This window comes from Deinococcus depolymerans, assembly GCF_039522025.1.
GTDB lineage: Bacteria > Deinococcota > Deinococci > Deinococcales > Deinococcaceae > Deinococcus > Deinococcus depolymerans.
This window is the reverse complement of the sequence record NZ_BAAADB010000021.1, coordinates 84,570-110,251: the sequence shown is the minus strand read 5'-3', so window position 1 is coordinate 110,251 and position 25,682 is coordinate 84,570. Positions and strand designations below refer to the sequence as shown.

The following is a 25,682-nucleotide window of genomic DNA, read 5'->3' as shown; positions in this document are numbered from 1 at the left end:
TCTTAGAGACGCGGCTTCCGCCATCAGCGTGGGGCGTCATACAATGAGAAGGCGTTAAAGTGGGCTGGCTTTCCGTGCCTCATCCTGGGCGGCGTCACGTGAGGACATGAGAACGCGGCGGGCGTGACAGAATGCCCGGCGTGACCGACCCCGACCTGCTCGTGCGCGCCCGCAAGCTGATGGGACTGTACCGGGGGGGCGTGGGCGGCGAGCGCGGCAACGCCGGCCGCCGCCTGGGCGCCTTCCTGCGCGAGCACGACCTGACGCTGTTCGACCTCGACCCCAGCCTGCCGGTCTCACAGGACCTCGCCGCGCTCGACGCGTGGCGCGAATCGGCCGCGCTGCTCACCCGCCTGGGAACCGACGCGCAGGACGACGCCCTGACCGCCCTGGTCGACGCCGACGACCTGACCGAACCCGAGATGCGCCGGCTGATGGACGCCGTGGACCTCCACCGACTCGCCGAGGTGCGCGTGGACGGCTGGGCGGCCCTGGACGGCCTGGACCCGGCCGCGCTGCGACAGGCGGCCGCCGCGATCACCCCCGCCGACGTGCTGGCCGCCCAGGGTTCCCTGGCCGCCCGCCTGCGGTTCGCGGCCGCCCGGCAGCTGTACTTCCGGACGCACCCGCCCCGCCTGATCCGCACCGAGACGCCCACCCAGGCGGCGTTCGTGCGCGGCCTGATCGAGACCCTGACCGGCCATCCCACCCTGCCGCCCGACCCGGAAGGCGTGCGGGCCCACCTGAACGCGCAGCAGCTCGCGCGGGTCCGGGCGCTGACCGCGACCTTCCTGCCCGAGGCGGAACGCCGCGCCGCGCAGGCCGCCCGCGAGTTCGGCGAGGCCCTCGCCCGCCAGGAACCCGGCTGAAGCGGCCCGCGCTCCATGACGCGGCCGCTGGCAGGGCCGGCCGTTTTCCGTCAGAGTGGGACGTCCGCGCCGCCGGCACCCGGGACGGTCCACACGAGGTCAAGCATGAAGAAGGTTCTGTTCAACAAGAATTTCAGCGTCACAGCCGCGCAGATCAGCGCGCTCCGCGGCAGCGGGTACGAGGTCTGGGCCAGTCACACGGACGCCGGGCACGGCATGCTGGCCGCCGCGCCCCACTCCTTCCTCGAACCGCGCGGCCTGATCGGCGACGGGTACGCCGACTGGCTGCGCCGCGCCTGCGAGGAACGCGGCATCGACGCCCTGGTTCCCGGCAAGGAACGCGAACTGCTGGCGCGGCACGCCCCGGCCTTCGCGGCGTCCGGCACGGCCGTGCTGGCCCCGGCCTCCGAGGAGACCCAGCGGCACCTGGAACGCAAGGACGAGTTCCTGCGCGCCTGGAACCCGGCCACGCTGCCCATCCCGCGCTGGACGACCTTCGACTCGCTGCGCAGCTTCGACGCCGCCTGGGACGCCCTGCGCGAGGACGGCACCCGCCTGTGCGTCAAGCCGGCGCGCGGCATCTACGCCAGCGGCTTCCGCGTGATCCTGGACCGCCCGGACCTGGGTTCGTTCCTGAAGGGCGAGCTGTACCAGATGAGCCACGCGGCCGCGCGCGAGCTGTTCGCCGCGCCGGACCTGCCCACCATGCTCCTGATGCACACCCTGGAAGGAGCCGAGCGCAGCGTGGACTGCGTGGCGTGGCAGGGCCGCCTGATCCGCGCCGTCGTGCGCCGCAAGTCCCCCGACGGGCAGCTGATCGAGGCCCGCCCGGACCTCGTGCAGGCCGCCGCGCAGATCGCGCGGCACTACGGCCTGAGCGGCATCTTCAACTTCCAGACGAAAGACGACCTGCGCGGCGGAACGCGCGTCGCGAACATGCTGGAGATCAACGCCCGCGCGTCCGGCGGCCTGCGGTACGCCATGGCGGCCGGCGTGAACTTCCCGCGGCTGCTGCTCGACGCCTGGAGCGGCGCGCTCGACTGGGACGCCCTGCCGCCCGTGCAGACCGGCCTGCACGTGGCCGAGGACAAGGCCGTGCGTGTCGTCCGCCTGCAACCGGAGCCCGCGTGACCGGCGCCCCGCCCGCCGCCGGTCAGTTTGCCCGGCGCCGCGTGACGCTGCCCAGCGGGGAACTGGACCTGCACCTGGAACGCTCGGCGCTGCCGCTGGACGACCTGCTGGACTTCGCGGTGCGCCGCAACCCGAAACGCGGCTTCCTGTTCGTCAGCCGCGTGCTGGGCAAGCACATCCCGGTGCGGCCGGCCGTCGCGGCCGCCACGCACGCGGCGCTCGCGGCGGCCCTGCCGCCCCTGACCCGCCCGCACTTCATCGGGCTGGCCGAGACGGCCACCGCGCTCGGCGAGGGCGTGTTCCGCGCGTGGCAGGCGCAGCGCACGCCAGCCGCAGACGCCCTGGCGGACGGTTCGTGGCTGGCCGCCGGGCCGGGCACCTTCCAGCACACCACCCGCTACCACCAGCACGCGCCGCTGCTGCTGCGCTTCGACGAGCCGCACTCCCACGCCCCGGCGCACCTCGTGTACGACCCGGGCGGGGCGGCCCGCGCCGCGCAGGAACTCGTGCTGGTCGACGATGAACTCTCGACCGGCACCACCCTGGAGAACCTCGCCCGCGAGTGGCTGGCCCGGCACCCGCACGTCACGCGGGTCGTGCTGGTCAGCCTGACCGACTGGTGCGTGCGCCGGGACGCCGTGCAGGCGGCCCTGCCGGTCCCGGTGGACTTCGTGAGCCTGTCGCGCGGCACGTTCACGTTCACGCCCGACCCGGCCTGGACGCCCGCCGCGCTGCCCGCCGTGACCGGCGACGGCGGCGACCGCAGCGCCCTGCTGCCCGCCCGCAGCGCCCGACTCGGGCATCCCGGCGGTCCGGACCTGAGCGCCTGGACGACGCCCGACGCCGACGCCGACCTGCGCGGCGGGCCGCTGCTGGTCCTCGGGACCGGCGAGTACCAGTTCCCGGCGTTCGCGCTGGCCCGCACCCTGGAGGCGCGTGGCCTGGACGTCCACTGGAGCGCCACGACCCGCAGTCCGGTCCTGCCGGGCCTCGCCATCGGGAGCGCCCTGACCTTCACCGACAACGTCGGGGACGACATTCCGAACTACCTGTACAACGTGCGCCCGGAGGCGTACGCCCGCATCCTCGTCACCTTCGAGGGCGGCTGCCACCCCGACCCGGCCCTGATGGAGGCGCTCGGGCCGCACGCGCGGGCCGTGAGGCTCTCGTGACCGCCGCGCCCACCCCCTCCACCGTGGTCTTCGCGGATCTGGACGACACGCTGTTCCAGACGCTGCGCAAACTGCCCGGCGCAGACCCCGCCACCCTGACACCCATGACCGTGGACTCGCGTGGGCAGCCGCACTCGCACGCCACGCCCGCGCAGGTGGCGCTGCTGGACCTGCTGGCCGCCCCGCACGTCACCCTGGTGCCCGTCACGGGCCGCGACGCGGCCGCCATGGCGCGCGTGACCCTGCCGCTGCGGTCCTGGCGGGTGCTGGACCACGGCCTGACCATCCTGACGCCCGCCGGCACCCCCGACCCCGCGTGGGCCGCGCAGGTCCTCGCGCACCTCGCGCCGTTGCAGGACGCCCTGCGCGCCGGGACCGAGGCGGTCGCCCCGCACGCCGCGCGGCTCGGGGCGCGCCTGACCTCGCACGCCGCGCACGGCACGCCGTTCATGACCGTCCTGAAACACCCGGACGCCGACCCGGCGGTCCTGGCCGAGTTGCAGGGCCGGCTGGAGGCCGCGCACGGCCCGGACCACCCGCTGCAGGTGATCGCGAACGCGAACAACGTCAGCCTGCTGCCCCGCCACCTCGGCAAGGCCGCCGCCGTGCGCTACCTGCTCGGCACGCACCTGAGCGGCGCGGCCCTGACGCTGGGACTGGGCGACTCGGTCAGCGACCTGCCGTTCATGGACGAGTGCGATTTCGCGCTCACGCCCCGGCGCGGCCAGCTGATGCGGACCCTGCGTGCCCTGACCCTCCCACAACGCTGACCCTCCCACAACGCTGACCCTCCCACCGCGTGGGTCGGCCCCGCAACCCGCGCCCCGCCCGCCGCGTACTGACAGCGGTGGGCCCGGCCCGGACCGCGGCCCCCGCAGACCGGGCCACCCCCGCAGACGCGCCGCTGACCCCCGCGTGCTTCCCTGAGCGGACACCCCGCGCCCCCACTCCCGCTTGCCGGAAGGACCCCCGCATGCCCATCCCCCTGACCCACACCCTGCCTTCCGACGACGTCACCGTGCAGCTGGACGCCGCCCACCCCCGGCTGGTCAGCATCGAGGAGAAGGAAGCCCTGATCCGCAGCGGCGTGTCCTACGGCGAACTCCTGACCCCGGAGCGACCCCCCGCCGCCGCGCAGACCGACGCCTACCACGCGGCCCTGAGCCGCAACGGCCCGCGCACCGGGCACCTGCTGGCCGCCCTGACCGCCGACCTGCTGCGCACCTACCCCCACCCCGTCCTGGTGTCCCTGGCCCGCGCCGGCACCCCGGTCGGCTGCGCCATGCGGAGGCTCGCGCGCCGCTGGGGCCGCGACCTGCCGCACCACACGCTCTCCATCATCCGCGGCAGCGGCATCGACCGGATCGCGCTCGCCGCGGTGCAGGCCGCGCACCCCGGCGCGCAGCTGATCTTCGTGGACGGCTGGACCGGCAAGGGCAGCATCCACGGCGCGCTGCGCGGCAGCCTCCCGGCGGACGTGCCGCCCATCCTGGCCGTCCTGAGCGACCCGGCCGGCGTTGCCCGCCACGCCGCCACGCACGGCGACCTGCTGCTCCCGCACGCCGCGCTGAACGCCACCGTCTGCGGGCTGCTCAGCCGCACCTTCGTCGCCGTGCCCGGCCAGCGGCACGCCGCCCGCACCGAGGACGCCCTGCGGCCCCACGACCTGAGCGGCCACTACCTGCGCGCCCTGGACGCCCTGAGCGCCCCGCACGGCCCCGACACCCCCCTCACCCCTGGCCCGCGCCCCCGGCAGCCGGTGCAGGCCGCGCTGCGGGCCGCCGCCGCCCTGGGCGTCCACGACCCCCACCGCGTGAAACCCGGCGTGGGCGAGGCCACCCGCGTCTTCCTGCGCCGCCGCCCCGCCCACCTGATCCTGCGCGGCGAGGCCCACCCGGACATCCAGCACCTGCTCACCCTCGCCCGCCACGCGGACGTGCCCGTCACCCAGCAGCCGGACCTGCCGTACCTGGCGGTCGCCACCATCGCCGGAGGTGCCGAATGACCCCCACCCCCCCCGCTCCCTTCGACCCGTGGAGTCTCGGCGCCAGCCTGTACGCGCCCGCCACCCGCCCGGACCTCGCCGAGCTCGGCAACGGCCGCTGGCCGGACCTGACCAGCCTGATCTACTGCACCGAGGACGCCGTGCGCGAGGACGACCTGCCGCTGGCCCTCTCGAACCTGCGGGCCGCCCTGCCGCTCCTCGGCCCGCGCGGCCCGCTGCGCCTGATCCGCGCCCGTAACCCCCGGGTGCTGCGCGCCCTGCTGAGCATGGACCTGCGCGGCGTGACCGGCTTCGTGCTGCCCAAGATCCACGCCGGGAACCTCCCCGAATACCTGCGCGAACTGCACGCCCCGGAACACGCGCACCTGCTGATCTTCCCGACCCTCGAAACCCCCGAGGCCCTCAGCGAGACCCACATGACCGCCCTGCGCGACCAGATCCTCCGCCGCGGCTGGCAGGCGCGGGTGGGTGGCCTGCGCATCGGCGGGAACGACCTGATGCACGCCCTCGGCGTGCGCCGCACCCCCGGCCGCACCGCCTACGAGGGCCCGCTCGAACGCGTGATCAGCCTGCTGATCGGCGTGTTCAAACCCGCCGGGTTCACGCTGTCCAGCCCGGTGTACGAGGTGCACGGCGACCCCGCCACCCTGGCCCGCGAGCTGCAGCAGGACCTGGAGTACGGCCTGTGCGGCAAGACCATCATTCACCCCGCGCAGCTGCCCACCGTGCTGCGCGCCTACGCCGTCCACCCGCACGACCTCGAAGAGGCGCGCGCCATCCTCGCGCCCGACGCGCCCGCCGTGTTCAGCATGAACGGCCGCATGTGCGAACCCGCCACGCACACCCGCTGGGCGAACGACATCCTGGCCCGCGCCGGCCGCTACGGCACCCTCTGCGCCGCGCCGAGCGAGGCCCTGCACTTCTGATCCGGACTCCGATTGAATGGGCTGCAGAGCCCGTTCAATCCGAGCGAAGCGAGTGGGAGCTTGGCGGGTTCCGGACGTGGAGTTGACAGATCGGTGGTGGTCCGATCTGTGAACGAACCAAACGGCAGTCCGTGTCAGGCGCTCAGGCCAGTGCCTGTCCAGGGTGGCCCGCGGTCGAGCAGCGAGCCGCCGCAACTCCAGTGCCGGATGATCAGGGCGATGTCCAGCGCCCGGACCTGCAGTTCCAGCGGTCCCCCCTCGGACTGTCCGGACAGCTGGAACCAGCGGTGCATCGGCAGGCGCAGCGCCGGCCGGCGCTCCTGCGAACTGAACGGCGCGCCGACCGGCAGGTACGTCTCCAGGGTGCGGGGCGTGCGCACGCCCAGCGCGAAGCATTCCTCACCGGCCAGCACCCCGAGTTCCGGCGCGGCCTGGAACACGTCCACCCGCGCGACCAGCCGCCAGGTGCCGGCCGGCACGTGCTCCCAGCGCAGCCGCAGCAGCGGGGGGCGGGCGTGCTGGCCGCGCCGCATGATTTCCAGTTGCTGACCGTCGAGCGCCACGCGGTAGGCGTTGCCGGTGCGGCGCTCCGTGCGGGGTCCAGCCACCGCCGCGGACGGCGGGTCGGTGGCCGGCAGCACGGTATACGGGGGCGTGCCCGGGACCGCGCCGCCGGCCGGTCCCAGCCGCTCCAGGGCCAGCCGGGTCAGGTCGGGCAGGTTCGCGCCGCGCGCGTAGTACAGCGCCAGCGCCGGGTCGGTGGGCAGCAGGTGTTCGGCCAGGACGGTCCGCAGGTGCCGCCGCTCGCTGCTGGTGAGCAGGCCGGCCAGCGTGACGCGGGCAGCCTCGCTGATCAGCGTGAGCCGGCTGTCCTGGTCGGAGGGCCGGTAGCCGGCGGCGGGCATGTGCATGATCTCCTCGGGAGCGGCCGTGACCAGCAGGCCGCGCCGCTCGCCTTCGAGCAGCGCCTCCGGGTACGGCGGCTGCACGATCAGTTCCGCGACCGCCGGGCCGAGCGTGCCGTGGACCATGGCCAGCTGCGACAGGGCGCGGCGCAGCGGCGGCGGCACGTCCAGGCTGCCCACCAGCGCCGAGCGGACCACGTCCGGCACGCGCTGCGACGGGACCGGGGGCTGCTCGATCAGCGCCTGGGCGTGCAGGTCCCAGCCCTCGGATTCCTGGGCGATGCGGGCCGCGCGCTGCAGGCTGAGGTCCGCGCTGGCCGGCGGGGCGCGCAGGTCGGCGGCCTCCGCGATCTCCTGGACGCTCAGTGGCGGCAGTTCCAGCTGATGCACGCGCGACAGGTCGAACGCGCCCTCCGAGGTGTCCAGCGGGACCGGGCCGCGGAGCGCCGCGCCGGTCAGGACCAGGGTCAGGCTGCAGCGCAGGTTCATGGCGAAGTGCAGGCTGCTCAGCAGCGACGGGGACAGCCGCGCGACATCATGAATGGCGATCAGCAGCTGCTGGCGGCTCTGCGCGATCAGGGTCCAGACCCGGATCATCTCCTCGCTCAGTTCGGCCGGGCGCGTGGCGGGCAGGTGCGGTTCGGACAGCCCGTCCGGCAGCATGATCCGCAGGACCTGGTGCAGCAGCGCGGCGTGCTGCACGTCCGGCTGGGCCGCTGCTTCCAGCTCCAGGACGTGCCAGCTGGTCTGCTCGGTGCAGCGTTCGATCAGGTCGTGCCGGCCCGGTCGGCTGGACCCGCTCAGCAGCACCAGCTGCGGTTGCTGCTCGGCGCGCGACAGGATCTGCTGCAGGCGCGCGCGGAGCGGCCGGCGCTCGAACTGCACGGCGGTCGTGGTGGGGGCCGGCGTGGCAGGCACGATCCGCAGGCCCAGCTGCCGGATGTGGGTGCGCACCGCGTGAGCGGCGCCGTGCTGACCGAGCTGCAGCGCCCGGTCGTACACCTGCGAGAGGGTCCGTTCGATCTGCTGGCTGAGCGCGGCCCGCTGCGCGTGCACCCACTCCTGGAATTCCGGGGTGCCCAGGTCGTCCAGGCCGTTCAGGGGCAGGGTGCTCACGCTCGACAGCCAGTCGTTCAGGCGCGTGTCCGGTTGCGTGGCCGCGCCGCTGATCCAGTCGTCGAAATCGGTGGGAATGGTCAGTTCCAGCATGGGTTGATTCACCGGGAACAGTTCCAGCCCGCGCTGGTTCAGTCGGCTGAGTTCCACCCGCAGGTTGCGCAGCGCACCCGGCGTGTTCCACAGCAGGTTCGCGAGCCGTTCGCGGTGCTGCGGGCGGCCCTCGCGGACCAGGAAGGTGATCAGCGCCACGGCCTTCTGCGAGAGTCGCAGCGGCCGGTTGTCGGAACTGAGGTACGTGTGGCCCAGCAGGGAGAGTGTCAACACGAGCATTTCCGTCCTTTGATCGCGCACCACAGGGATCGGGCGGGGGCAGTGGCAGGCAGGACGGACGACCGGAGCAGGACGCGGGAAGGCGGTACCAGTACACCGCTGACCGCTTCCGCTTGACTATAGGCCGCGCCGCCCACGCTGCCTACAGCCCTCCCCCAGCGGCGGTGGGGGGACCCACCCCGCCTGGGACGCGGCCGGCACGCTCAGCCGGACGAGGGGGGCGCGCCGGTCGACGCGCGGAATCCGCCGGGCAGCGTGAGGTTCCGGTTGGTGACGAAGGTCGGCACGCCGAGCGCCGCGGCGCGCCGCAGCGCCGTCCGCCGCAGCGCCGGCGTGTCGGCGTAGTCCAGCGCGTAGACTTCCAGTCGCAGGCGGCGGGCGGCGGTCAGCAGCGCCTGGGTGTAGGCCAGTTCGTGCCCGCTGTACGCCCGGTACCCGCCGTGCCAGGTGGTGGTGAACGATTCGATCAGGACCGCGTCCACCGTGCCGCGCAGCCGCTCGAGCAGGCTGAAGCCCCGGTTGGCCATCAGGTAACGCCCGCCGCTCCAGGCCCGCACCTGCCGGATGAGTTTCAGCATGGCGCGTTTCTGCTGCGCGTCGTTTCCGGCGCTCTCGAGCGTGTCCAGCAGGAACCCGTCGAAGCGGGTGGCCGCCTCGACCTGCGCGCGGACCCGGTGGGCCCACGCCGGATGCCGCAGGTCCACCTGGAAGGTGTTCCAGGTCGGCAGCGCCCCCCCGAGCCGCCAGGGGGCGTGCGGGTCGGTGTCCTCGCCCAGGCTCAGGTACGCCAGGACCTTCACGCCCTGCCGCTGCAGCCAGATCACCTCGTTCGCGCGGAAGTGACCGGGTTGCACCGCCACGCGCCGGTAGCGGGCCAGCTGGCGCAGCCCGTCCTGTCCGTAGTACACCGCCAGCGCGCGGTGACGGGCCGGATCGTCGCGCGGGTCCGGTTCGGCCGGGGCCAGCGGCTCCCGCCAGCCGGCCCGGACGGGCGGCGGGGTGCGTGAACGAAGCTGCGCGGTGTTCATCAGGGGGCCGGGGCCGTGGCCGTCTGTCCGGCGGTCATGTCGAAGCGGCTGATGACCCGCCCGGCGTAGGTTTCGGACCTGCCGAGCGTGACGCCGGTCAGGTAGCCCACGCCGCCGTTCGTCGAGCGGACCGTGATCACCCGCGTCTGCCGGTTCCAGCTGCCGGTCAGGCCGCTTTTCATGAACGACGTGCGCCGCTGCACGTAGGCGCCCAGGGCGTCCCATTTCAGGTTCATGAGCGGCATGGTGGAGTACGCCGCGTAGCGGCCCACCAGGTTCATCTCCCAGTCGAAGGCGATGCTGCGGCCGGTCGCGTACTGCCGCAGGTTCCCCTGGTGCATGTAGTGCGGGAAGGCCGCGCCGCTCAGGACGTGCGTGAGGGCAATCTGCCCTTCCTGGTCCAGGATCTCCTGGTAGGTGAGCGGGTGATCCCAGAACGGCGCGCTGCCGCCGGGACCGTACACCGAGTTGTACGCCGCGACGACCTGCGCGGGCGTCGTGACGTGGTAGAAGATGTTCGTCGGCCAGCGCGGCACCAGGAACACCGAGGGCTTCAGCGGGTGCGGCAGGCCGCAGCTGGCGCAGCTGGGATCCCACTGACCGGCCACCGAGCGGTTCGACGCGAGGTACTTCACGCCGCTGTTCTGCGCGGCCTGCAGGAACGCGGTGTTCGAGGCGCCCAGGCCGTAGTTGGTTTTCGGGCCGTCCCCGGCCGGGTTGTAGTACCCCAGGCCGGACATGTCGCCGGTCACGAGGCTGGCGGCACTCATGGACAGCCCCAGCGCCGTTCCGACATTCACGTTGTTCTGCAGCTGCGCGGTCGAGTCCGCGAGGTTCAGGAAATCCATGTACAGGTGATCGAAGGTGTGACTGACCCAGTCGAAGTCCCCGTTCATGCAGCGTGAGACGCTCGACAGCGGATCGGGGCTGACCACGGAGGCGTTGCAGCTGGCCGGGGCCGCCGTGTTCGCGCCGCCCCCGTTGAACATGACCGCCAGCTTGAAGCCCGCCGTGACCGGGTAGGTGTTGCGGAGCGTGCGCTGCTGCGCCGGCAGGGCCAGCGCGTCGCTGGCGCGCAGGCGGAACGCGTCGGGCTGAATGCCGCCGGTCGTTTCGTTGTAGACGTCGCCCGGCAGGAACCAGTCATCCACGTCCAGCTGGTTGTAGCGGCGGTACTCGCCGATGTACACGCCCCGCGTGAGCCAGCTCAGCAGGCTGTCGTTCAGCAGCGCGGTGTGCAGCAGGTTGGGATTCTGCGCGAAGGTCAGCGCCAGCCGCTCGCGGCCGCCGGTGTCGGACTGCGCAGCCAGCACCCGCCCGGCCGGATCGGTCAGCAGGGGCGTGGTCGTCACGCCGCTGACCGGCACGGTCGTCGCCGGGTAGTTGTAGGCATTCCGGACCGGCAGGGTCGCGCCGGACCGGATGTCCTTGAACACCGACCCGCCGGCCACCGTGACCTTCATGTCCGCGCTGGCGGCGGCCACCCCGGCGTCCCGCAGGCCGTAATCCTCGGGCCAGCTGCTGGGGTAGGTGTACAGCGACAGTTGCCGCGCCTGGAACGTGGACTCGTACTGCCACAGCAGGTTCCACGCGCCCCAGTCCAGCGCGCTCTGCCACACGCCGGGGGAGGCCTCGTAGGCGAGGTTCCCGCTGGTGAGGATCACGCCCTGGTAGCGGCCGCTGCCGTCCGCGGCGATCAGCGAGTCGGTGGTGAGTGGCGTGACGGTCGGGTCGATCACGTCGTACGGCACGCCGGCCTGATCGAGCATGGTGCGCGCGCTGCTCAGGCCGTAGTCGTTCGGGGCGGTCACGATCAGCACCCGCAGCGCCACGACCGCCGGGTTGGTCAGGCCCAGGCTGCGCAGCGGGGCCAGCGTGGTGGGGCCGCGCAGGTCCGGCAGCGGATTGAGGTTACTCGCCGGCGGCAGGGCCGGCGGGGCCAGCGGCAGGCCCGGCTGGGCGACCTCGTGCGGGCCGGAGCCGGCGGCTGTCTGCTCGGCGGGCGGCGCGGAGGAACACGCGGCGAGCAGCAGGCAGCTGAGCTGCGCGGCGCGCCGCAGGTGACTAGAGGTGAACAGAGCCATGAGGGGTCTCCTTGTGCGTGGGGAAGGTCGGGGGAAGGGAATGCCACAGGTCCTCGAGGGCACCTCCGAGCGTGAACACCGGTGACCAGCCGAGCGCGCCGGCGGTCCGCAGGTCCGCCTGCTGCCACAGCACGGCCGCGGAACGGGCCGAGGGGGGCGCCTGCTCCGTGATCTCGCCCCGGTATCCGGCCAGGCGGGCCAGGTCGCGGACCAGGTCACGGGCCAGCGTCGCCTGACCGGACCCGATGTTCAGCACCGGCGGGCCCTGTTCCAGACGCGCGGCGAACAGCGCGGCGGCCGTCACGTCCCGCAGGTTCACGAAGTCGCGGGCCGAGTCGAGCGGGCCGAAGGCGACGGTCTCGGCCCCGTCCAGCAGCGCCTGACGGAACTTCAGGGCGGCCTGGCCGGGCAGCGTCTGCGGGCCCTGCCCGGCCCCGACCGGATTGAAGATCCGCAGCGTGACCCCGCGGGCCTCCCCGCTCCCGAAGTGCCGCAGCAGCAGCTGCGTGGCGTCGAACTTGCTCTGCGCGTACGAGCTGGCCGGATGACCCGCGAACGATTCCGGCACCGGCGCGCGGTCGGTCGGGCCGTACTCGGCGGCGGAACCGAACTGCACCAGCCAGGGCGTCAGCCGCAGGCGTTTCAGGTGCCGCAGCAGCGTGGCGACCAGCAGCGTGTTGTCCTCGTGCACCTCCTGGAGGGTGCCGCTGGTGCGCCCGGCCGCGTTGATGATCACGTCCGGGACCGGGTCGAGCAGCAGCCGGTTCCAGTCGGCGTCGTGCGCGCTGAGCAGGTCCAGGGCGCTGCGGCGCGGCGCGACCTTCAGCGTGAAGTCCGGCGCTTCCTGCAGCGCGCGCGCCACCGGCCGGCCCAGGAAACCGCCGGCTCCCAGCAGCAGCACCTGGGTCATGGCGTCACCGCCGCGTTCAGCGTGCCGGGGTCCAGACCGGCGGGCGGGACGACCGGCGCCGCGCCGGCGCGGCCGGGCATCAGGACGTCGATGTACCGGTCGAATTCCAGGTTGGCCCGGTCGTAGTCGTCGGGCCGGCCGATGTCCAGCCAGTACCCGCCGAAGGGGTAGCTGGCCGGGTGTTCCCCGCGCGCCAGCAGGTCCAGGATCAGCTGGTCGAAGCCGAAGGGCTGCCCGGCCTCGTAGCGTTCCAGGGTGGTGCGCCGGAAGGCGTAGATGCCCATGCTGACCATGAAGTCGAACACCGGCTTCTCGCGGAAGCGGATGATCTCGCCGGCCTGCACGTCCAGCACCCCGAATTCGCTGCGGACCTCGCGGGCGTAGGTGGCGACCGTGACCGGCGCGTCCGACTGGCGGTGCGCGGCCATCAGCGCCGCGTAGTCCAGGTTGGTCAGCACGTCCCCGTTCATGACCAGGAACTGCTCCGGCAGCTGGTCGAGGGCGCCCAGCATCGGGCCGATGGTGCCCAGCGGCGTGTGCTCCTCGAGGTAGTTCACGCGCAGGTTCCAGCGGCTGCCGTCCCCCACGAACGAGCGGATCAGGTGCCCCATGTGCCCGATGGCCAGCGTGACGCGCGTGAAGCCGCTGTGCGCCAGCTGGTGGAACACCACTTCCAGGATCGAGTACCGGTCCCCGATCGGCACCAGCGGTTTGGGAACGCAGGTGGTGTAGGGACGGAGCCGGGTGCCTTTACCGCCTGCCAGAATGACTGCGTGCATGGGGGTCTCCTTGAACGGGAAGGTGGGGGCTGTCGGGGGGGGCGGCCGGGTGCCGGACGGGCCCGGCTCAGACGGCGTACAGGTCCGGGCGGTAGTGCGCGAGGTTTCCCGGGTCGAGGAACCAGCGGCTGGTGATCGCCAGGCCCTCGTGCAGGGTGTGGCGCGGCTGCCAGCCGGTCACGGCGCGCAGCGCGGAACTGTCCCCGACCAGACGCATGACCTCCGAGGCGTCGGGCCGCAGCCGCTGCGGGTCCTGCTCGATCTCGACGTGGCGTTCCATCACGTCGGCGATGGCCTGCACCAGCGCCTGCACCGAGATCTCACTGCCGGTCCCGGTGTTCAGGGTCCGGCCCACCACCGCCCCGGCCGGGGCGGTCCCGACCGCGATGAACGACGCGACGGTGTCCGCCACGAAGTTGAAGTCACGCGTGGGTTTCAGCGCCCCCACCCGGATCACGGGGTGCCGCGCGGCAATCTGCGAGATCACGGTCGGGATGACCGCCCGCGCCGACTGCCGCGGCCCGTAGGTGTTGAAGGGACGCAGGGTCACGACCGGCAGCCCGAAACTCAGGTGGTAACTCTCGACCAGCTTGTCGGCCGCGATCTTCGACGCGGAGTACGGCGACTGCGCCTGCAGCGGGTGCGTTTCGGGAATCGGGACGTACCGGGCCGTGCCGTACACCTCGCTCGTGGAGGTATGCACCATGCGGGGAATCTCCAGGTCCCGCACGGCCTCGAGCACGTTCAGGGTGCCGACCACGTTCGTCTGCACGTACGAGTGCGGCGCCTGGTACGAGTACGGAATGGCGATCAGCGCCGCGAGGTGGTACGCGACCTCGCAGCCGCGCAGGCACTCCCGCACCGACAGCGGATCCCGCACGTCCCCGAACGTCACCTCCACCTGTTCCATGACGTCGGGCCTCAGGCGTTCAAGCCAGCCCAGCGACCCGAACGAGTTGTACAGCACCATGGCCCGCACCCGGAACCCGGCGTGCACCAGCCCCTCGACCAGATGTGAACCGATGAAACCTTCTGCGCCAGTGACGGCCACCAGTGGGGTCATGCTGTCCTCCCTGACCTGCGCCGCAGGCCGCTCGTTGCTCCGGGGTGATGCCCGGTCCAGTGGGTGACGGGTGACGGAACGCGGCGCAGGCAGGCGCCGGGAGAGGCGGGCCGCGGCGGCGGTCGGGGCGGCGGTCGGGGCGGCGGTCGGGGCGCGGGCGTCACAGCAGGTGCCTCACGTCACGGACAGCCAGGACGGTCAACCACCCCAGCCCGGCCGCCGCGACCGCCGCCCCCAGCAGGTAGGCCGCGCCGGGACCGGCCAGCAGCAGCGCCGCGAGTTGCGCCGCCACCGCCGCCGCCCAGGCCAGCAGTACCCGGGGCAGCAGCCCGAAGTTGTTCAGCAGGCCGCTCAGCAGCAGGGACAGCGCCATCAGCAGGTGAGCGGCCAGCACCGGGGCGGGCAGGGCCGGCACGCCCAGCGCGGCCGCCACCCCCCCCGCCAGCAGGTACGCCCCGCCGAGCAGCGCGAGGTACAGGCCCGCCCCGGCGCCGATCTGCCCCAGCGCCCCCCACACGATCCGCCGGACCGGGTCGAGCCGCTGGGCCTGTTCCCGCAGGCGGCGCTGCACCCGCGCGATCCCGAGTTCCATGACGCCCAGCGTCAGGACCAGCGGCGCCAGACTCCAGGACAGCCCCATCAGTTCCGTGGCACTCAGCGAGAACGCCTGCAGGGGCTGGCCCGACAGCGGCGCCAGGAACACCAGTGACAGCGCCGCGGCGCACAGCCAGCCGTACACGCAGTGCAGCCCGGCCTGCGCCCACGGAACGCCCCGGCGCGACCCCTGCACGGCGCCCGCCAGTCCGGCGTGCCGCGTCGCCTGCCACGCGGCGAGCAGCGGGCCACCCACGGCCAGCAGCAGCGTGACCGCCGGGACGACCGGCAGGTGCGCCGCGCCTGCGACTTCCGGCGTGCCCGGCCATACCCGCGTCAGGCCCAGCCACAGCAGCGCCGGCAGACTGGCGGTCAGCAGCGTGACCTCCTGCGCCAGCACCAGCAGGGCCGTGGCGGCCGCCAGGTACACGGATACACTCAGCGCGGCCAGCGTGACCAGCGCGGTGTCCTGACCCAGCGCGGCCGCCACGGCCAATCCCAGCAGCCCGCCCAGCGTGGCGGCGCCGACGCCGGTCTGCCGCAGGCGCCGGGCGGCGACGGCCGGCGCGAGCGCCAGGCCCGTGAACCCCACGTACGCCAGTCCCTGCATCCACCCCCACCCGAACAGCGACGCGATCAGCAGGCCCAGGCCCGCGCCCTGGAACACGTCCGGCGCCGGCCCCAGCGACAGGATCGCCGGGGTCCACAGTGCCGGCAGCAGGTACAGGCCGCCGCGCAGCAGGCTCCGCAGCGGCAGCGGGCGCCGCGCGGCCGGCACGACCGGCACGGCCGGCGCGCGGTACGGCACCAGCTGGTAGAGCCGCTCGGCGCAGCTGAACACGCTGGCCTCCCCGTACCGCTGCTGCGCCAGGCTGTCGGTCAGGCCCTCGGCCTCCAGGATGGCGGCCAGTTCCAGCGGCTGCACGGCCGCCGTGCAGGCCCGGTTCAACTGCCGGGACAGCTGCGCGAGCGGCGCGGCCGACCGTTGCTCCATGCCGGCGGCGCGGGTCATGCGCTCCACCTCACGGCGGGGGCCAGCGCCGCCACTTCCGGGTAGATCAGGCGGTACACCTTCAGGAAACTGTCGAGCGTGAACTCGCTCAGCACCCGTTCACGCGCCGCGTTGCCCAGCCGGGTGCGCAGCGTCGCGTCGCTCAGCAGTTGCAGGCTGGCGCGCGCCACGCCCGCCGGATCGCGCGACGGCACGACCAGGCCAGTCTCGCCGATCGCCTCGGACACGCCGCCCACGTCGGTGGCGACCGTGGCGCGTCCCGCTGCCATCGCCTCGATCAGCGTGTACGGGAACCCCTCGGAGATGCTGGTCAGGGCCACCATGTGCCCGGCGTGGTAACCGGAGACGACGTTCTCGATGCGGCCCTCGAAGGCGGCCGAACCGGTGAGTTTCAGGTCGTCGATCAGGTCCTGGCAGTAGCGGGCGTAACCCTCGTTCCCGCGTGGCACGCTGCCGAACATCCGTAGCCGCGCGGTCGGCAGGTGTTCACGGACCATCCCGAACGCCCGGATCAGCGTTTCGAGATCCTTGAGCGGATCGATGCGCCCCACCCAGCTGATCGTCGGGTCGGACGGTTCGCTGAACGCCTGCGGGAACGCCGCCGGGTTCACCCCGTTGTACACCGCGTGAATCCGTTCCGGCACGGCCCCCTGCTGCCGCTCCCAGCGCTCGTTGTAGTGCGAGCCGGGCGTGATCAGGTCGGCCATCTGATAGGCGGCGGCGCTCAGCTGACTGTAGAAGCGCAGCAGGAACGACTTGAAGGCCGGGGTGTGCCCGGTGAAGCGCAGTTCCAGGTACCGTTCCCGCAGGTAGATGCCGTGCTCGGTCAGGATGACCGGCGTGTCGTACGTCCACTTGCAGCCGAAGGCGAGCAGCGGACTGAGGCCGTTCGAGGTCGCGTGGCACACCTGCGCCCGCGAGGGCCTGCACGACAGCGGCCGCAGGAAATGCTCCAGCCACGCGTGGGCCCGCAGCGCGTCCGCCAGGGTGGGCGGCAGCAGCAGGTCCCCGCTGCGCGGAAGGTGATCCTGCGGCGCTCGGGCCGCCGCGCGCCACATCTGGTACAGCTGCGTGGCGCGCGGGCCGGTATTTAGGGCGCGGGACAGGTCCCAGCGCTGCGCGTAATCGAACAGTTTCCGCAGCGCCGCCAGGAACTGCGCCGGGCTGACCCCGGGGATGAGCAGGCTGTAGAGCAGCTGCGCGTACCCGTCGTTCAGATCCTGGTCGCGTCCGGCGCTGCGGCGCGGCTGATCCGCCGCCCAGATCGGCACGCTGACCAGCTGCGAGACGTTCAGCGGCAGGTCGTGATCGGAGCGGCGCACCGGCTGGCCGCTGATGGCGTACACCTCGAACTGATGTTCCGGCAGGCCCGCGATCAGCTGGTCACACCAGACGCTGACGCCACCTTGCGTGTGTGGATACGTGCCCTCGCACAGCAAAGCAATCTTCATCGACATTCGCCCCCCAGGCTGAACCGGTGTCCCTGAACACCGCCGCGCAGGTCTCCTTGGAGATCCGGTCACGTGTAGGCGACGTTACACACGGGGCCGGCACAGCGCCGTTGCACGCCGACCGATGGCGCTACAGAAACGTTGCAGCCCTGCCCCGGCGGTGGAGGCCAGTCCGGGCCGAAGCTGCTACATTGATTCATGACAGAGAAACTCACGGTGGCGACCAACGACTTCAACACCCGCGCCCTTGAGATCGCGTCCGATCTGTCGAGCTTCGGCAACCTCGATCACGGGGGCAAGCAGGGTGAGGCGTGGGCCCGCGCCCGCGCGGCCTACATCCGCGAACTGTACGAGATCCTGACCGCCACCCAGCGGCCCACCCCGCCCAGCATCGACTGACCGGCCCGGCGCCGACGGACCGGGGCATCCGGGCGCACTGAGAGCTGGCCGCAACGCCCCTGAAGCGGGCGGCGTGAGCTGCCGAACACCACGGCGTTTGTAAATTGAATTGAGGGGCGTCAAATACGCCCCTCAATGGAATGGTCCGCTGCTGTCGGTCCTGCTCCTGCCCGCATCCGCTCGGATTGAATGGCCCTGCAGGGCCGTTCAATCCGGGTGCATATATATCAGTTGCAGGTCTGGCGCTGGTAGCCGGACATGTTGCCGCCGACGAGGCCCAGGTCTTTTTTCAGGGCGTTGACGCCCAGGGTGCTGAACTGCGCGCAGTTGAGGCTCAGGCCCTGCTTGTATTCGACGTTCAGGGCCAGCTTGCCGCGCTTGGTGTACTCGGCGAGTGCGCCGCACTCTGCGTATTCCTGGCACTGCTCGTTCAGGATGCCGTCGAACTTCTCGACCATCATCTTGCCGGTGCGGTCACGCAGCAGGATCTTGTCCGGACCGTTCTTCTGGAAGACGGCGAGGCCCACGGCGTGCGCCTGATCGGCGACCCAGCCGTTGAAGTCGATCTGCTGCTGCGTGGTGATGCGGCCGCCGCTGACGTTCTCGTCGTTCTGGAGGTTGTCGGGTTCGATGGCGGCGAAGCCCTTGTCGCGGCACATCTTGAAGCGGTTCTGCAGGATCACGGCCAGCACGGAGTTGGGTTTGAAGACGTCCGTCACGTCCAGGAAGTACTCGGAGGGCCAGTCGGGGTCCTGCTGGATTTTCAGGTAGCTGGGGTACTGGCTGGAGTCCGGGCGGCCGGGTTCGTAGCTGCCCACGTCGAGGTAGCAGACGGTGTACAGGCCCTGCTGGTTGAGCTGCGCGACCTTGGCGGCCGACGCCGTGAACCCGTCGATGTCGATCAGCTGCGCGCCGGCCGGAACGACGATGTTCGAGTCGCTGCTGGCCCCGATCTGCCAGTCCCAGCTGACCTTGCCGGTCGGCGGGGCCTTCACGCCGGTCACGGGGGCCGGGGTGGGGGCGGGTACCGGGGTGGGCGTGGGCGTCGGGGTGGGCGTTGGGGTCGGCGTCGGGGTCGGCGTGGGGGCAGGGACCGGCGTCGGGGCAGGGACCGGCGTGGGGGCCGGGGCGGGCGTGGCGGTGGCGGCGCGGTCCACGGTCAGGAAGTCGATGATCGCCGCACGCTGCTCGCTCGCCACGCCGTTCACGAGGACCAGCTTGACCGTGTCCCCGGCGTTCAGGGTCACCGTGCCCAGGGAGATCGAGGCGTAGGTGGCGTTGCTGAGGGTGACGCGGGTGACTTCCCGGCCGTTGACGCGCAGGGCGACGACGGGAGCGCCCTGGTAGCTCACGCCGCGGGCCTGCACCTTCACGGCGTACGGGCCGCTGGTGCCGGTTGGCAGGGCGAAGCGCACGGCCGCGCCGGTGTAGTCGAGTTGCGCGGCGCGGCCACCGCTGGCCGCCGGGTCGCTGATGACGGTGGCGGAGCGGGTGCCGGGTTCGACCACCGCGGCGGCCTGCATGCCGGTGTCCGTGCCGAGTTCCGCCGCTTCCGCCTCGAAGGCCTGTGGGGGGGTGGCCGTGGTGGAGGCAGGCGTGGACCCGGTGGAACTGCAGGAGGCCAGCAGGGTGCCGGTGAGCAGGAGGACGGAGGGCCAGAGGGCGGGGCGCAGGGTCAAGGTTTTCATCGAGAGTCAGCGTACTTGTGACCGGCCGTTCAGCTTGTTAAAAACCCGACAGGGACGCAGAAAACCCGTGCGGTTCCCCCAATCTGAGAAGCTGCTGTCGGTGGCCTCAGCGTTCGGTGAGAACCGCGGTGGCCCGGCGCAGGAGCGTGGTGGCGTTGCAGCCCGACTGGGCGTGCGTCGGGGCGGCTTTGCCAAGAATTCCACAGCGGGTCCGGCCGGCCGTTTCAGTTGGTATGTACCGCCGCGCCGCCGCCGTGGGGGGTGGGCGGGAATGCCCCGTCAGTGCCGCGTGGCTGCGGGGGCCGCGGGCCGGTCCGGGCCGGCCAGAGATGAGAAGATCAGGTGAGTTCTCATGCGGTGTTGCTCCCCGTCCCCGGGTGGGGCTGTCCCGGGTCCGGCGGCTCCTGTCCTGCCGGACGCCGCCCCTGGAGAATCAATTCCCGGTCATCGGGAACGCCGTTGCCGTGGCGTCTGGGGGGTGCGGGTCCCCCACTGAATGGAGGCTGGATTGATCGCGGGTGCCTGCCGGCTCCCTGGCGAGATGGTCGAATCGAAATTTCTCATTAAGGAAAAATAAAGGCAGTCTCACCGGCCTGTTCCGCCGGCCCACCCGGCGGTCCGCCGACCGGATCGCGAGCGGTGTCGCAGCGGCCCCCGCACGCCCGGCGCTACCCTGCAGGCATGAAGCTTCCCTGCCACGCCCGCCGCGCGGACCCGTCCACCCCGGCCCAGCCCGCCGGAGCGCCCCGGTGATCCCGGCCCCACCCGCGCCCGACGCCGCCCTGCTGGCCCTCGGCTGGACCGACGACCTGCAGGAGGCCCTGCGGGACACCCTGAATGCCGCCGACCCGCAGGACCGCCCCACCCTGCACCCGGCGCGCGTGGCGGGCGTCGGCCGGTCCTCGCTGCGCCTGTGGGCTGCCGACGGCGAGCACGACGCCCTGCTGACCGGCGCGATGCGGCAGGACCCGGACACGCAGCCGGTCATGGGCGACTGGGTGGTCGCGCAGACCCTGCCGGACACCCCGGAGCGGCGGGTCACGGCGCTCCTGCCGCGCCGCACGACCTTCGCGCGCGCCGTGAACGGCGGCCTGGGCCGGCAGGTCATCACCGCGAACGTGGACACGGTCCTGATCGTCACCGCGCCCGACCAGGACTTCGACCTGCCCCGCCTGGAGCGTTACGTGGCGGCCGTGCAGGCCAGCGGCGCGCAGCCGGCCCTGATCCTGAACAAGACCGACCTGACCCCCGACCCGCAGCGCTACCTGACGGACCTGCGCGCCCTGGCCCCGGACGCGCCGCTGCACGCCGTGAACGCCCGCACGGGCGGCGGGCTGGGCGGCGTGCGCGCCCTGCTGCGCCCCGGCCTGACCGCCGCGCTGATCGGGTCGTCCGGGGTGGGCAAGAGCACCCTCACGAACGCCCTGCTGGGCCGCGAGGCCGCGCAGACCGGCGGCCTGATGGCCGAGGGCCTGGGCCGCCACACCACCACCGCCCGCACCCTGTACCGCGTGCCGGGCGGCGGGCTGCTGGTGGACAATCCGGGCCTGCGCGACATCGCCGTGTGGGACCCGGAGGGCGTGGCGGCCGATCCCGCCCGCATCGAGGAGATCGCCGCCGACTGCCGGTTCCGCAAGTGCACCCACACCGGCGAGCCGGGCTGCGCCGTGCAGCGGGCCGTGGCGCGCGGCGAGATCAGCGCCGGGCAGGTGCAGGCGTACCAGGCGCGCCGCGCGCCCGCCCGCCGGGGTGCGGGCCGTCCCCGCCGCTGAAGCGCTTCGGGGGGGGCGTCACGGGCGCGCCCCCTGCCGGGTGACAGGGGGCGCGCCCGACCAGGTCTGCGCGATCGGCGCTACTTCATGTTTCCATTGATCTCCTTCATGGCGGCGTCCAGGATGGACCGGTAGTCCGGCGTGGGTTTCTGCACGGCCTGCGCCACGGCGTTCCCCCACGGTCCCCAGATGGACCCCATCTGCGGCACGTTCGGCATGGGCGTCCCGGCCGAGATGGCCCGCCCGAAGCCCTGCACGACCGGGTTGCTCTTCAGTTGCGTGCGGGCCGCGAGGCTGACCGGGATGCGGCCGCCCGCCTGGTTGAAGCTGGTCTGCGAGGCGCGGCTCACGAGGCTGCGCGCCAGGACGCTGGAGGCGACCTTGTTCTTGCCGTAGGCGTTCAGGATCACGCCCTGCACGCCCACGAACGGGCTCCACCGGCCGGTCGCGCCGGGAGGGGTGGGGAGCGTCGTGATGCCGAAGTCGATGCCGGCCTTGCGGATGTCCCCCATGTCCCACGGTCCCGTGATGAACATGGCGAGGCGGCCGTCCACGAACGCGCCCTTGGCGGCGTCGGCGCTGACGCCCTCGGGCACGAGTTTGTACCGGTAGCGCAGGTCGTTGAGCAGACCCAGGGCCTTCTGCGCGCCGGCGTTGCCGATGCCGACGTCCTTGACGTTCAGGGTGCCGGCGTTGTTCTTGAAGATGTAGCTGCCGTACGCGCTGAACACGCCGTAGTTGGCGTAGGCGTTGCTGAGGTCCATCAGGAAGCCGTAGCGGCCGTTGGCGGTGTTCGCCTGGGCGGCGCGGATGAACTCGTCCCAGGTGGCGGGCGCTTTCGGCACGAGTTTCCTGTTGTAGATCAGCGCGACCGACTCGGCGAACATGGGCAGCCCGAACAGCTTGCCGCCGTACGTCATGGCGCTCAGGGCGGTTTTATCCAGGTCGGTGCGGGTGGTCAGGTAGCGGTCGAGGGGTTCGACCACGCCGGCCGCCGCGAGCTGTCCCAGGCGGTCTTGCGGCAGCGTGACGATCAGGTCCGGTCCCTGGCCCTTGGGCGCGGCCTGGATCAGCTTGTCCGGAATCTGGTCGAGCGGCACGGACACGATGCTGACCTTGTTGCCGCTGGCCCTGGTGTAGGCGGCGGTCTGCGCCTGGAGCCACGCGACCTCGCTGGCGTCCGTGAAGTGGTTCCAGACGGTCAGGGTGGCGGCCGAGGCCTGGGTGGTCAGCACGAGGGCGGTCAGGGTGAGCAGGTTCTTCATGGAGTCCTCCGGGGTGGGGGCTGGGGCAGTCAGTTCAGGCCGTCGATGGCGGGCGTGGCGCGGGCGTCGTCGTCGAACAGCGAGCGGCGCGAGGCGTCGTCGTCGGTCCAGTCGGCCTTCAGCCAGCGGCGGCTCTGGGACCAGAAGGCGCCCCAGTAGAACAGGCCGCTGCCGCCCGCCTGCCGCACGACCGGCGTGAGGGCCCGCAGGTAGTCCAGCTGTCCCTGACGGGTCTGCGGGTACGGGACGTTGTCGTAGCCCTTCTCGTTGGTGTCCCAGTACAGCGCCGTCTCGGCGACGATCACGGGTTTCCCGAACGCCTCTTTCAGCTGCCGGATGGCGTTGCCCAGGTCGTCGAAGGTGCCGTGCCACATCGGGTAGTACGACAGGCCGATGGTGTCGAACTGCCCGCCGGCCTTCGCGAAGGCGCGGTACCACGAGGCGGTGTCGTCGGCCGAGCCGATCTTGGCGATGTGGATCATGACGGGCGTGCCGGGCTGGGCGTCGTGCACGGCGCGCGTGCCGGCGTTCGCCAGGGTCGCGAAGGTGGTCATGTCGTCGTTGCGGATGCGGCCCGGTTCCCACAGCATCCCGCCGTTGATCTCGTTCCCGACCTGCACCATGTCCGGCGGGGTGCCCTGCGCCGTCAGTTCGTTCATGACGCCGCGCGTGTAGTCGTACACCGAGGCGCTCAGGGCAGCCGTGTCCTGGCCCTTCCAGCGGTCCGGGAGCCACTGCCCGCCGGGATCGGCCCACCAGTGCGAGTAGTGCAGGTCGAGCAGCACCTTCAGGTTGTGGTTCCGCGCGTCGAGCATCACGGCCTTCACGTACGGCAGGTCCTGGGTCAGGCCGTAGCGGCCGTCCGGGTCGATCATCAGGCGCACCCGCACCCAGTCGTAGCGGTGATCCCGGATGAGCTGCAGCGCCGGTTTCACCTGTCCGTCCAGGTCGCGGAACTGCACGCCGCTGCGCTCGGCGTCCCGGGCCTCGGAGACGTCCACGCCGCGCATGAACGCGTCGGTCTGTGGGGGGGTGGCCGCGGAGCAGGCGGGCAGCGCGAGGGCCAGCAGGGCGGTGAGCGGCAACAGTCTGGAATTCATGTGGACTCCTTGAGGCGGGGCCCGGCAGATGCGGCGGGCGGGGGGTCGGGTGAGGGGTGCAGGTGCGGCGCGGCGCGGGCCTGCACCTCGGCGGTCCGCAGGAACGTGGTGCTGACGGGCGCAAGCTCCAGGGCGCACCACGTCACGGGCCGCGCGTTCCAGTTCTGCAGGAGCGTCACCTCGCCGCGCCGGGACAGGCGCACGCCCTCGGGCAGGTCCAGGGTGGGGATGTTCGCGGCCCGCAGCGCCCCGGCCAGCACCTCGCCGATCAGGCCGGGGCTGTGCGCGCCGATCAGGGTGACCAGTCCGCGCCGGGTCACGGCCGCCTCGCCGTCCAGCGGGCCACCCTCGTAGCGGTGCAGGACCTCGGTGGCGGGGTCCTCGGGCACGTAACTTTCGGCCCACAGGTCCGCGCGGTGCCCGCCGACCGCCTGCGGCAGGCCCACCGGCAGCGAATCGAAGTTCTGGAGCCGCGCGCCGGTCAGCTGCGCCAGGAGGCCGCCCAGCGCGGTCTGCGCGGCCCGGCCGGACGCGGTGCGGAAGGCGGTGCGCGGCCCGAACACCACGCGGCTGCGTCCGGCGGCGGCGTGCAGGTGCCGGGCGCGTTCCGGGGTCATCAGGGTCAGGGCCGGCGCGACGATCAGGTCGTAACGGTCGAGCGGGCTGTCCGGGTGCAGGATGTCCACGTCCACGCCCAGGCGGCGCAGCTCGCGGTAGTACGTGAACACCTGCGCCCAGTAGTTCAGGTGCTGCGCGTGCGGCTGCGCGCCGTACAGCCACAGGCTCTCGTAGTCGTGCAGCAGCGCCACGCGGTTGCGGACCGGCACGCAGGGGTAGCGGGCCGGGTCGATGCCCGCGACCTCGGCCGCGCCCCGGTCGGGCGTGCCGTCGTGGCGCAGCAGGCCCGAGTGCAGGATCTCCTGCGCCATGGTCGCGGCCTGCCAGCGGAAGTACGTCACGGCGTCCGCGCCGTGCGCCCAGGCCTGCGCCGTCCACAGGTTCACGGCGCCCGGCGCGGGCAGCGGGTTGCTGGGCGCCCAGTCCACCTGCCCGCACTGCTGTTCCAGGATCCAAAGGCCCCGCCCGGCGCCGGTCAGGCCCCGGTACAGGTCGTGGTTGAAGGCCGTGACGTCCGGGTGGCCGGTGCGGGCGTACGTCAGCGCGAACGCCGGGTCCAGCAGCTTCCACTCGTCCAGGGCGCCCAGCGTGCCGGTCGGGTAGTTGTCCCAAGCGGCGAAATCCAGTCCGGCGGCCACCTCGTAGTGGTCGAAGGCGCTGAAGAAGCCCATGAAGTTGTGCGTCACGAAGCGCCCCGGCGAGTATCGGCGCAGCAGCGCCACCTGATCCGCCTGGAATGACGCGACCTGCGCGGAACTGAAGCGCATGAAGTCCAGCACGTGCGACGGACTGCTGGCCGACACGCCCTGACCGGGCAGCGGGATCTGCGCCCAGTCGCTGTACTCCATGCTCCAGAACACGTTCCCCCACGCGTCGTTCAGGGCGTCGGTGGTGCCGTAGCGCCCGCGCAGCCACGCCTGGAAGGCCGCCTGCGCGGCGGGCGTGAAGCCCTGCGCGGTGTCGCCCCACCCGAACTCGTTGTCGGTCTGCCAGCCGATCAGGGCCGGGTGCGCGCCGTACCGCCCGGCCATGGCCTGCGTGATCCGCGCGGACGCCTCCCGGAACGCCGGGCTGCTGAGGTCCGCGTGCCGGCGCGACCCGGCGGTGCGGCGCCGTCCGTCACGGCCGACCGGGAGGATCTCCGGGTGCGCCTCGACCAGCCACGCGGGGGGCGCGGCGGTCGGGGTGCACAGCACCACCTGCAGGCCCGCCGCGACCGCGACCTCGATGGCCCGGTCCAGCCAGGCCCAGTCGAACTCGCCGGGGCGGGGTTCCAGGCGGCTCCAGGCGAATTCGGCCAGCCGCACGAAGCGCAGGCCCAGCGCCCGCTGCTGCCGGGCGTGTTCGGGCCAGCTGGCGGGGTCGACGTGTTCGGGGTAGTCGCACACACCCAGCAGCAGCGGCGCGGGCCGCAGGGTGGACAGGCTGGAGGGGTGGGTGGAATCGCGCATACGTCACCTGC

20 protein-coding genes are annotated in these 25,682 nt (G+C 72.5%); 8 read left to right on the top strand and 12 right to left on the bottom strand.

Annotation, left to right across the window (positions count from 1 at the left end; translation table 11 throughout):
• The first annotated feature begins 140 nt into the window (after nucleotides 1-140).
• From ABDZ66_RS11555 to ABDZ66_RS11530, 6 genes are all read left to right on the top strand, one after another.
• Nucleotides 141-869, top strand: a complete 729-nt coding sequence (locus tag ABDZ66_RS11555) for a hypothetical protein (RefSeq protein ID WP_343758990.1) — start codon at nucleotides 141-143, stop codon at nucleotides 867-869.
• 105 nt (nucleotides 870-974) lie between these two features.
• Nucleotides 975-2,000: an ATP-grasp domain-containing protein gene (locus ABDZ66_RS11550; protein ID WP_343758988.1), complete on the top strand. Its 1,026-nt coding sequence runs from the start codon at nucleotides 975-977 to the stop codon at nucleotides 1,998-2,000.
• Entirely contained in the window at nucleotides 1,997-3,172 is a 1,176-nt protein-coding gene (locus tag ABDZ66_RS11545) for a phosphoribosyltransferase domain-containing protein (RefSeq protein WP_343758986.1), read from the top strand. Before ABDZ66_RS11550 ends, ABDZ66_RS11545 begins: the two co-directional genes overlap by 4 nt.
• A complete protein-coding gene (locus tag ABDZ66_RS11540) occupies nucleotides 3,169-3,942 on the top strand; it encodes an HAD family hydrolase (protein ID WP_343758984.1) in 774 nt (257 codons plus the stop codon). Before ABDZ66_RS11545 ends, ABDZ66_RS11540 begins: the two co-directional genes overlap by 4 nt.
• Before the next feature lie 203 nt (nucleotides 3,943-4,145).
• Entirely contained in the window at nucleotides 4,146-5,177 is a 1,032-nt protein-coding gene (locus ABDZ66_RS11535) for a cysteine protease StiP domain-containing protein (protein ID WP_343758982.1), read from the top strand.
• Nucleotides 5,174-6,103, top strand: a complete 930-nt coding sequence (locus ABDZ66_RS11530; RefSeq protein WP_343758980.1) for an HpcH/HpaI aldolase/citrate lyase family protein — start codon at nucleotides 5,174-5,176, stop codon at nucleotides 6,101-6,103. The genes ABDZ66_RS11535 and ABDZ66_RS11530 overlap by 4 nt, the downstream gene beginning before the upstream one ends.
• Before the next feature lie 134 nt (nucleotides 6,104-6,237).
• On the opposite strand, the gene ABDZ66_RS11525 is transcribed toward ABDZ66_RS11530, so the two are convergent.
• The 8 genes from ABDZ66_RS11525 to pelF all read right to left on the bottom strand — a co-directional run bounded on the left by ABDZ66_RS11525 (nucleotide 6,238) and on the right by pelF (nucleotide 17,378).
• Nucleotides 6,238-8,451 carry an AfsR/SARP family transcriptional regulator gene (locus ABDZ66_RS11525; RefSeq protein ID WP_343758978.1) on the bottom strand — a complete coding sequence of 738 codons (2,214 nt, stop codon included), beginning with the start codon at nucleotides 8,449-8,451 and terminating at the stop codon, nucleotides 6,238-6,240.
• Nucleotides 8,452-8,660: 209 nt separating this feature from the next.
• A complete protein-coding gene (locus ABDZ66_RS11520; RefSeq protein ID WP_343758976.1) occupies nucleotides 8,661-9,485 on the bottom strand; it encodes an endo alpha-1,4 polygalactosaminidase in 825 nt (274 codons plus the stop codon).
• Nucleotides 9,485-11,569 (bottom strand): Agd3-related carbohydrate-binding protein, encoded by a 2,085-nt coding sequence (locus tag ABDZ66_RS11515; RefSeq protein WP_343758974.1) that lies wholly within the window; start codon nucleotides 11,567-11,569, stop codon nucleotides 9,485-9,487. Before ABDZ66_RS11515 ends, ABDZ66_RS11520 begins: the two co-directional genes overlap by 1 nt.
• The gene (locus ABDZ66_RS11510) at nucleotides 11,550-12,479 is read right to left on the bottom strand and encodes an NAD-dependent epimerase/dehydratase family protein (protein WP_343758972.1); all 930 of its coding nucleotides are present in this window, start codon (nucleotides 12,477-12,479) and stop codon (nucleotides 11,550-11,552) included. The genes ABDZ66_RS11515 and ABDZ66_RS11510 overlap by 20 nt, the downstream gene beginning before the upstream one ends.
• Nucleotides 12,476-13,258 carry a nucleotidyltransferase family protein gene (locus ABDZ66_RS11505; RefSeq protein WP_343758971.1) on the bottom strand — a complete coding sequence of 261 codons (783 nt, stop codon included), beginning with the start codon at nucleotides 13,256-13,258 and terminating at the stop codon, nucleotides 12,476-12,478. Before ABDZ66_RS11505 ends, ABDZ66_RS11510 begins: the two co-directional genes overlap by 4 nt.
• A gap of 67 nt (nucleotides 13,259-13,325) precedes the next feature.
• Nucleotides 13,326-14,321, bottom strand: coding sequence for a GDP-mannose 4,6-dehydratase (locus tag ABDZ66_RS11500; RefSeq protein WP_343758969.1), 996 nt, complete (start codon nucleotides 14,319-14,321; stop codon nucleotides 13,326-13,328).
• A gap of 160 nt (nucleotides 14,322-14,481) precedes the next feature.
• The gene (locus tag ABDZ66_RS11495; RefSeq protein ID WP_343758967.1) at nucleotides 14,482-15,927 is read right to left on the bottom strand and encodes a hypothetical protein; all 1,446 of its coding nucleotides are present in this window, start codon (nucleotides 15,925-15,927) and stop codon (nucleotides 14,482-14,484) included.
• The gene (gene pelF, locus ABDZ66_RS11490) at nucleotides 15,924-17,378 is read right to left on the bottom strand and encodes a GT4 family glycosyltransferase PelF (protein WP_343758965.1); all 1,455 of its coding nucleotides are present in this window, start codon (nucleotides 17,376-17,378) and stop codon (nucleotides 15,924-15,926) included. The genes ABDZ66_RS11495 and pelF overlap by 4 nt, the downstream gene beginning before the upstream one ends.
• A gap of 198 nt (nucleotides 17,379-17,576) precedes the next feature.
• Between pelF and ABDZ66_RS11485 the strand changes: the two genes are divergently transcribed.
• Nucleotides 17,577-17,777 (top strand): hypothetical protein, encoded by a 201-nt coding sequence (locus ABDZ66_RS11485; RefSeq protein WP_343758963.1) that lies wholly within the window; start codon nucleotides 17,577-17,579, stop codon nucleotides 17,775-17,777.
• 227 nt (nucleotides 17,778-18,004) lie between these two features.
• On the opposite strand, the gene ABDZ66_RS11480 is transcribed toward ABDZ66_RS11485, so the two are convergent.
• The gene (locus ABDZ66_RS11480; RefSeq protein WP_343758961.1) at nucleotides 18,005-19,465 is read right to left on the bottom strand and encodes an endo alpha-1,4 polygalactosaminidase; all 1,461 of its coding nucleotides are present in this window, start codon (nucleotides 19,463-19,465) and stop codon (nucleotides 18,005-18,007) included.
• A gap of 749 nt (nucleotides 19,466-20,214) precedes the next feature.
• Here ABDZ66_RS11480 and rsgA point away from each other — a divergent pair.
• Nucleotides 20,215-21,237: a ribosome small subunit-dependent GTPase A gene (rsgA, locus tag ABDZ66_RS11475; protein ID WP_343758959.1), complete on the top strand. Its 1,023-nt coding sequence runs from the start codon at nucleotides 20,215-20,217 to the stop codon at nucleotides 21,235-21,237.
• Nucleotides 21,238-21,317: 80 nt separating this feature from the next.
• Here rsgA and ABDZ66_RS11470 read toward each other — a convergent pair whose 3' ends face one another.
• Genes ABDZ66_RS11470 through ABDZ66_RS11460 form a run of 3 tightly spaced genes read right to left on the bottom strand, consistent with a single transcriptional unit; the run spans nucleotide 21,318 to nucleotide 25,671 of the window.
• Entirely contained in the window at nucleotides 21,318-22,502 is a 1,185-nt protein-coding gene (locus tag ABDZ66_RS11470) for a sugar ABC transporter substrate-binding protein (RefSeq protein WP_343758957.1), read from the bottom strand.
• A 29-nt stretch (nucleotides 22,503-22,531) separates the two neighbouring features.
• Entirely contained in the window at nucleotides 22,532-23,602 is a 1,071-nt protein-coding gene (locus tag ABDZ66_RS11465) for a glycoside hydrolase family 53 protein (protein WP_343758955.1), read from the bottom strand.
• Entirely contained in the window at nucleotides 23,599-25,671 is a 2,073-nt protein-coding gene (locus ABDZ66_RS11460) for a beta-galactosidase (protein ID WP_343758953.1), read from the bottom strand. The genes ABDZ66_RS11465 and ABDZ66_RS11460 overlap by 4 nt, the downstream gene beginning before the upstream one ends.
• Nucleotides 25,672-25,682 lie beyond the last annotated feature (11 nt).

Bases quoted from the DNA above. Each gene is read 5' to 3' on its own strand.
- ABDZ66_RS11505 (WP_343758971.1), bottom strand. From the start codon at position 13,258: ATGCACGCAGTCATTCTGGCAGGCGGTAAAGGCACCCGGCTCCGTCCC.
- ABDZ66_RS11510 (WP_343758972.1), bottom strand. From the start codon at position 12,479: ATGACCCAGGTGCTGCTGCTGGGAGCCGGCGGTTTCCTGGGCCGGCCG.
- ABDZ66_RS11500 (WP_343758969.1), bottom strand. From the start codon at position 14,321: ATGACCCCACTGGTGGCCGTCACTGGCGCAGAAGGTTTCATCGGTTCA.
- ABDZ66_RS11465 (WP_343758955.1), bottom strand. From the start codon at position 23,602: ATGAATTCCAGACTGTTGCCGCTCACCGCCCTGCTGGCCCTCGCGCTG.
- ABDZ66_RS11530 (WP_343758980.1), top strand. From the start codon at position 5,174: ATGACCCCCACCCCCCCCGCTCCCTTCGACCCGTGGAGTCTCGGCGCC.
- ABDZ66_RS11460 (WP_343758953.1), bottom strand. From the start codon at position 25,671: ATGCGCGATTCCACCCACCCCTCCAGCCTGTCCACCCTGCGGCCCGCG.
- ABDZ66_RS11470 (WP_343758957.1), bottom strand. From the start codon at position 22,502: ATGAAGAACCTGCTCACCCTGACCGCCCTCGTGCTGACCACCCAGGCC.
- ABDZ66_RS11485 (WP_343758963.1), top strand. From the start codon at position 17,577: ATGACAGAGAAACTCACGGTGGCGACCAACGACTTCAACACCCGCGCC.
- ABDZ66_RS11480 (WP_343758961.1), bottom strand. From the start codon at position 19,465: ATGAAAACCTTGACCCTGCGCCCCGCCCTCTGGCCCTCCGTCCTCCTG.
- ABDZ66_RS11550 (WP_343758988.1), top strand. From the start codon at position 975: ATGAAGAAGGTTCTGTTCAACAAGAATTTCAGCGTCACAGCCGCGCAG.
- pelF (WP_343758965.1), bottom strand. From the start codon at position 17,378: ATGAAGATTGCTTTGCTGTGCGAGGGCACGTATCCACACACGCAAGGT.
- ABDZ66_RS11535 (WP_343758982.1), top strand. From the start codon at position 4,146: ATGCCCATCCCCCTGACCCACACCCTGCCTTCCGACGACGTCACCGTG.
- ABDZ66_RS11520 (WP_343758976.1), bottom strand. From the start codon at position 9,485: ATGAACACCGCGCAGCTTCGTTCACGCACCCCGCCGCCCGTCCGGGCC.
- ABDZ66_RS11495 (WP_343758967.1), bottom strand. From the start codon at position 15,927: ATGACCCGCGCCGCCGGCATGGAGCAACGGTCGGCCGCGCCGCTCGCG.
- ABDZ66_RS11515 (WP_343758974.1), bottom strand. From the start codon at position 11,569: ATGGCTCTGTTCACCTCTAGTCACCTGCGGCGCGCCGCGCAGCTCAGC.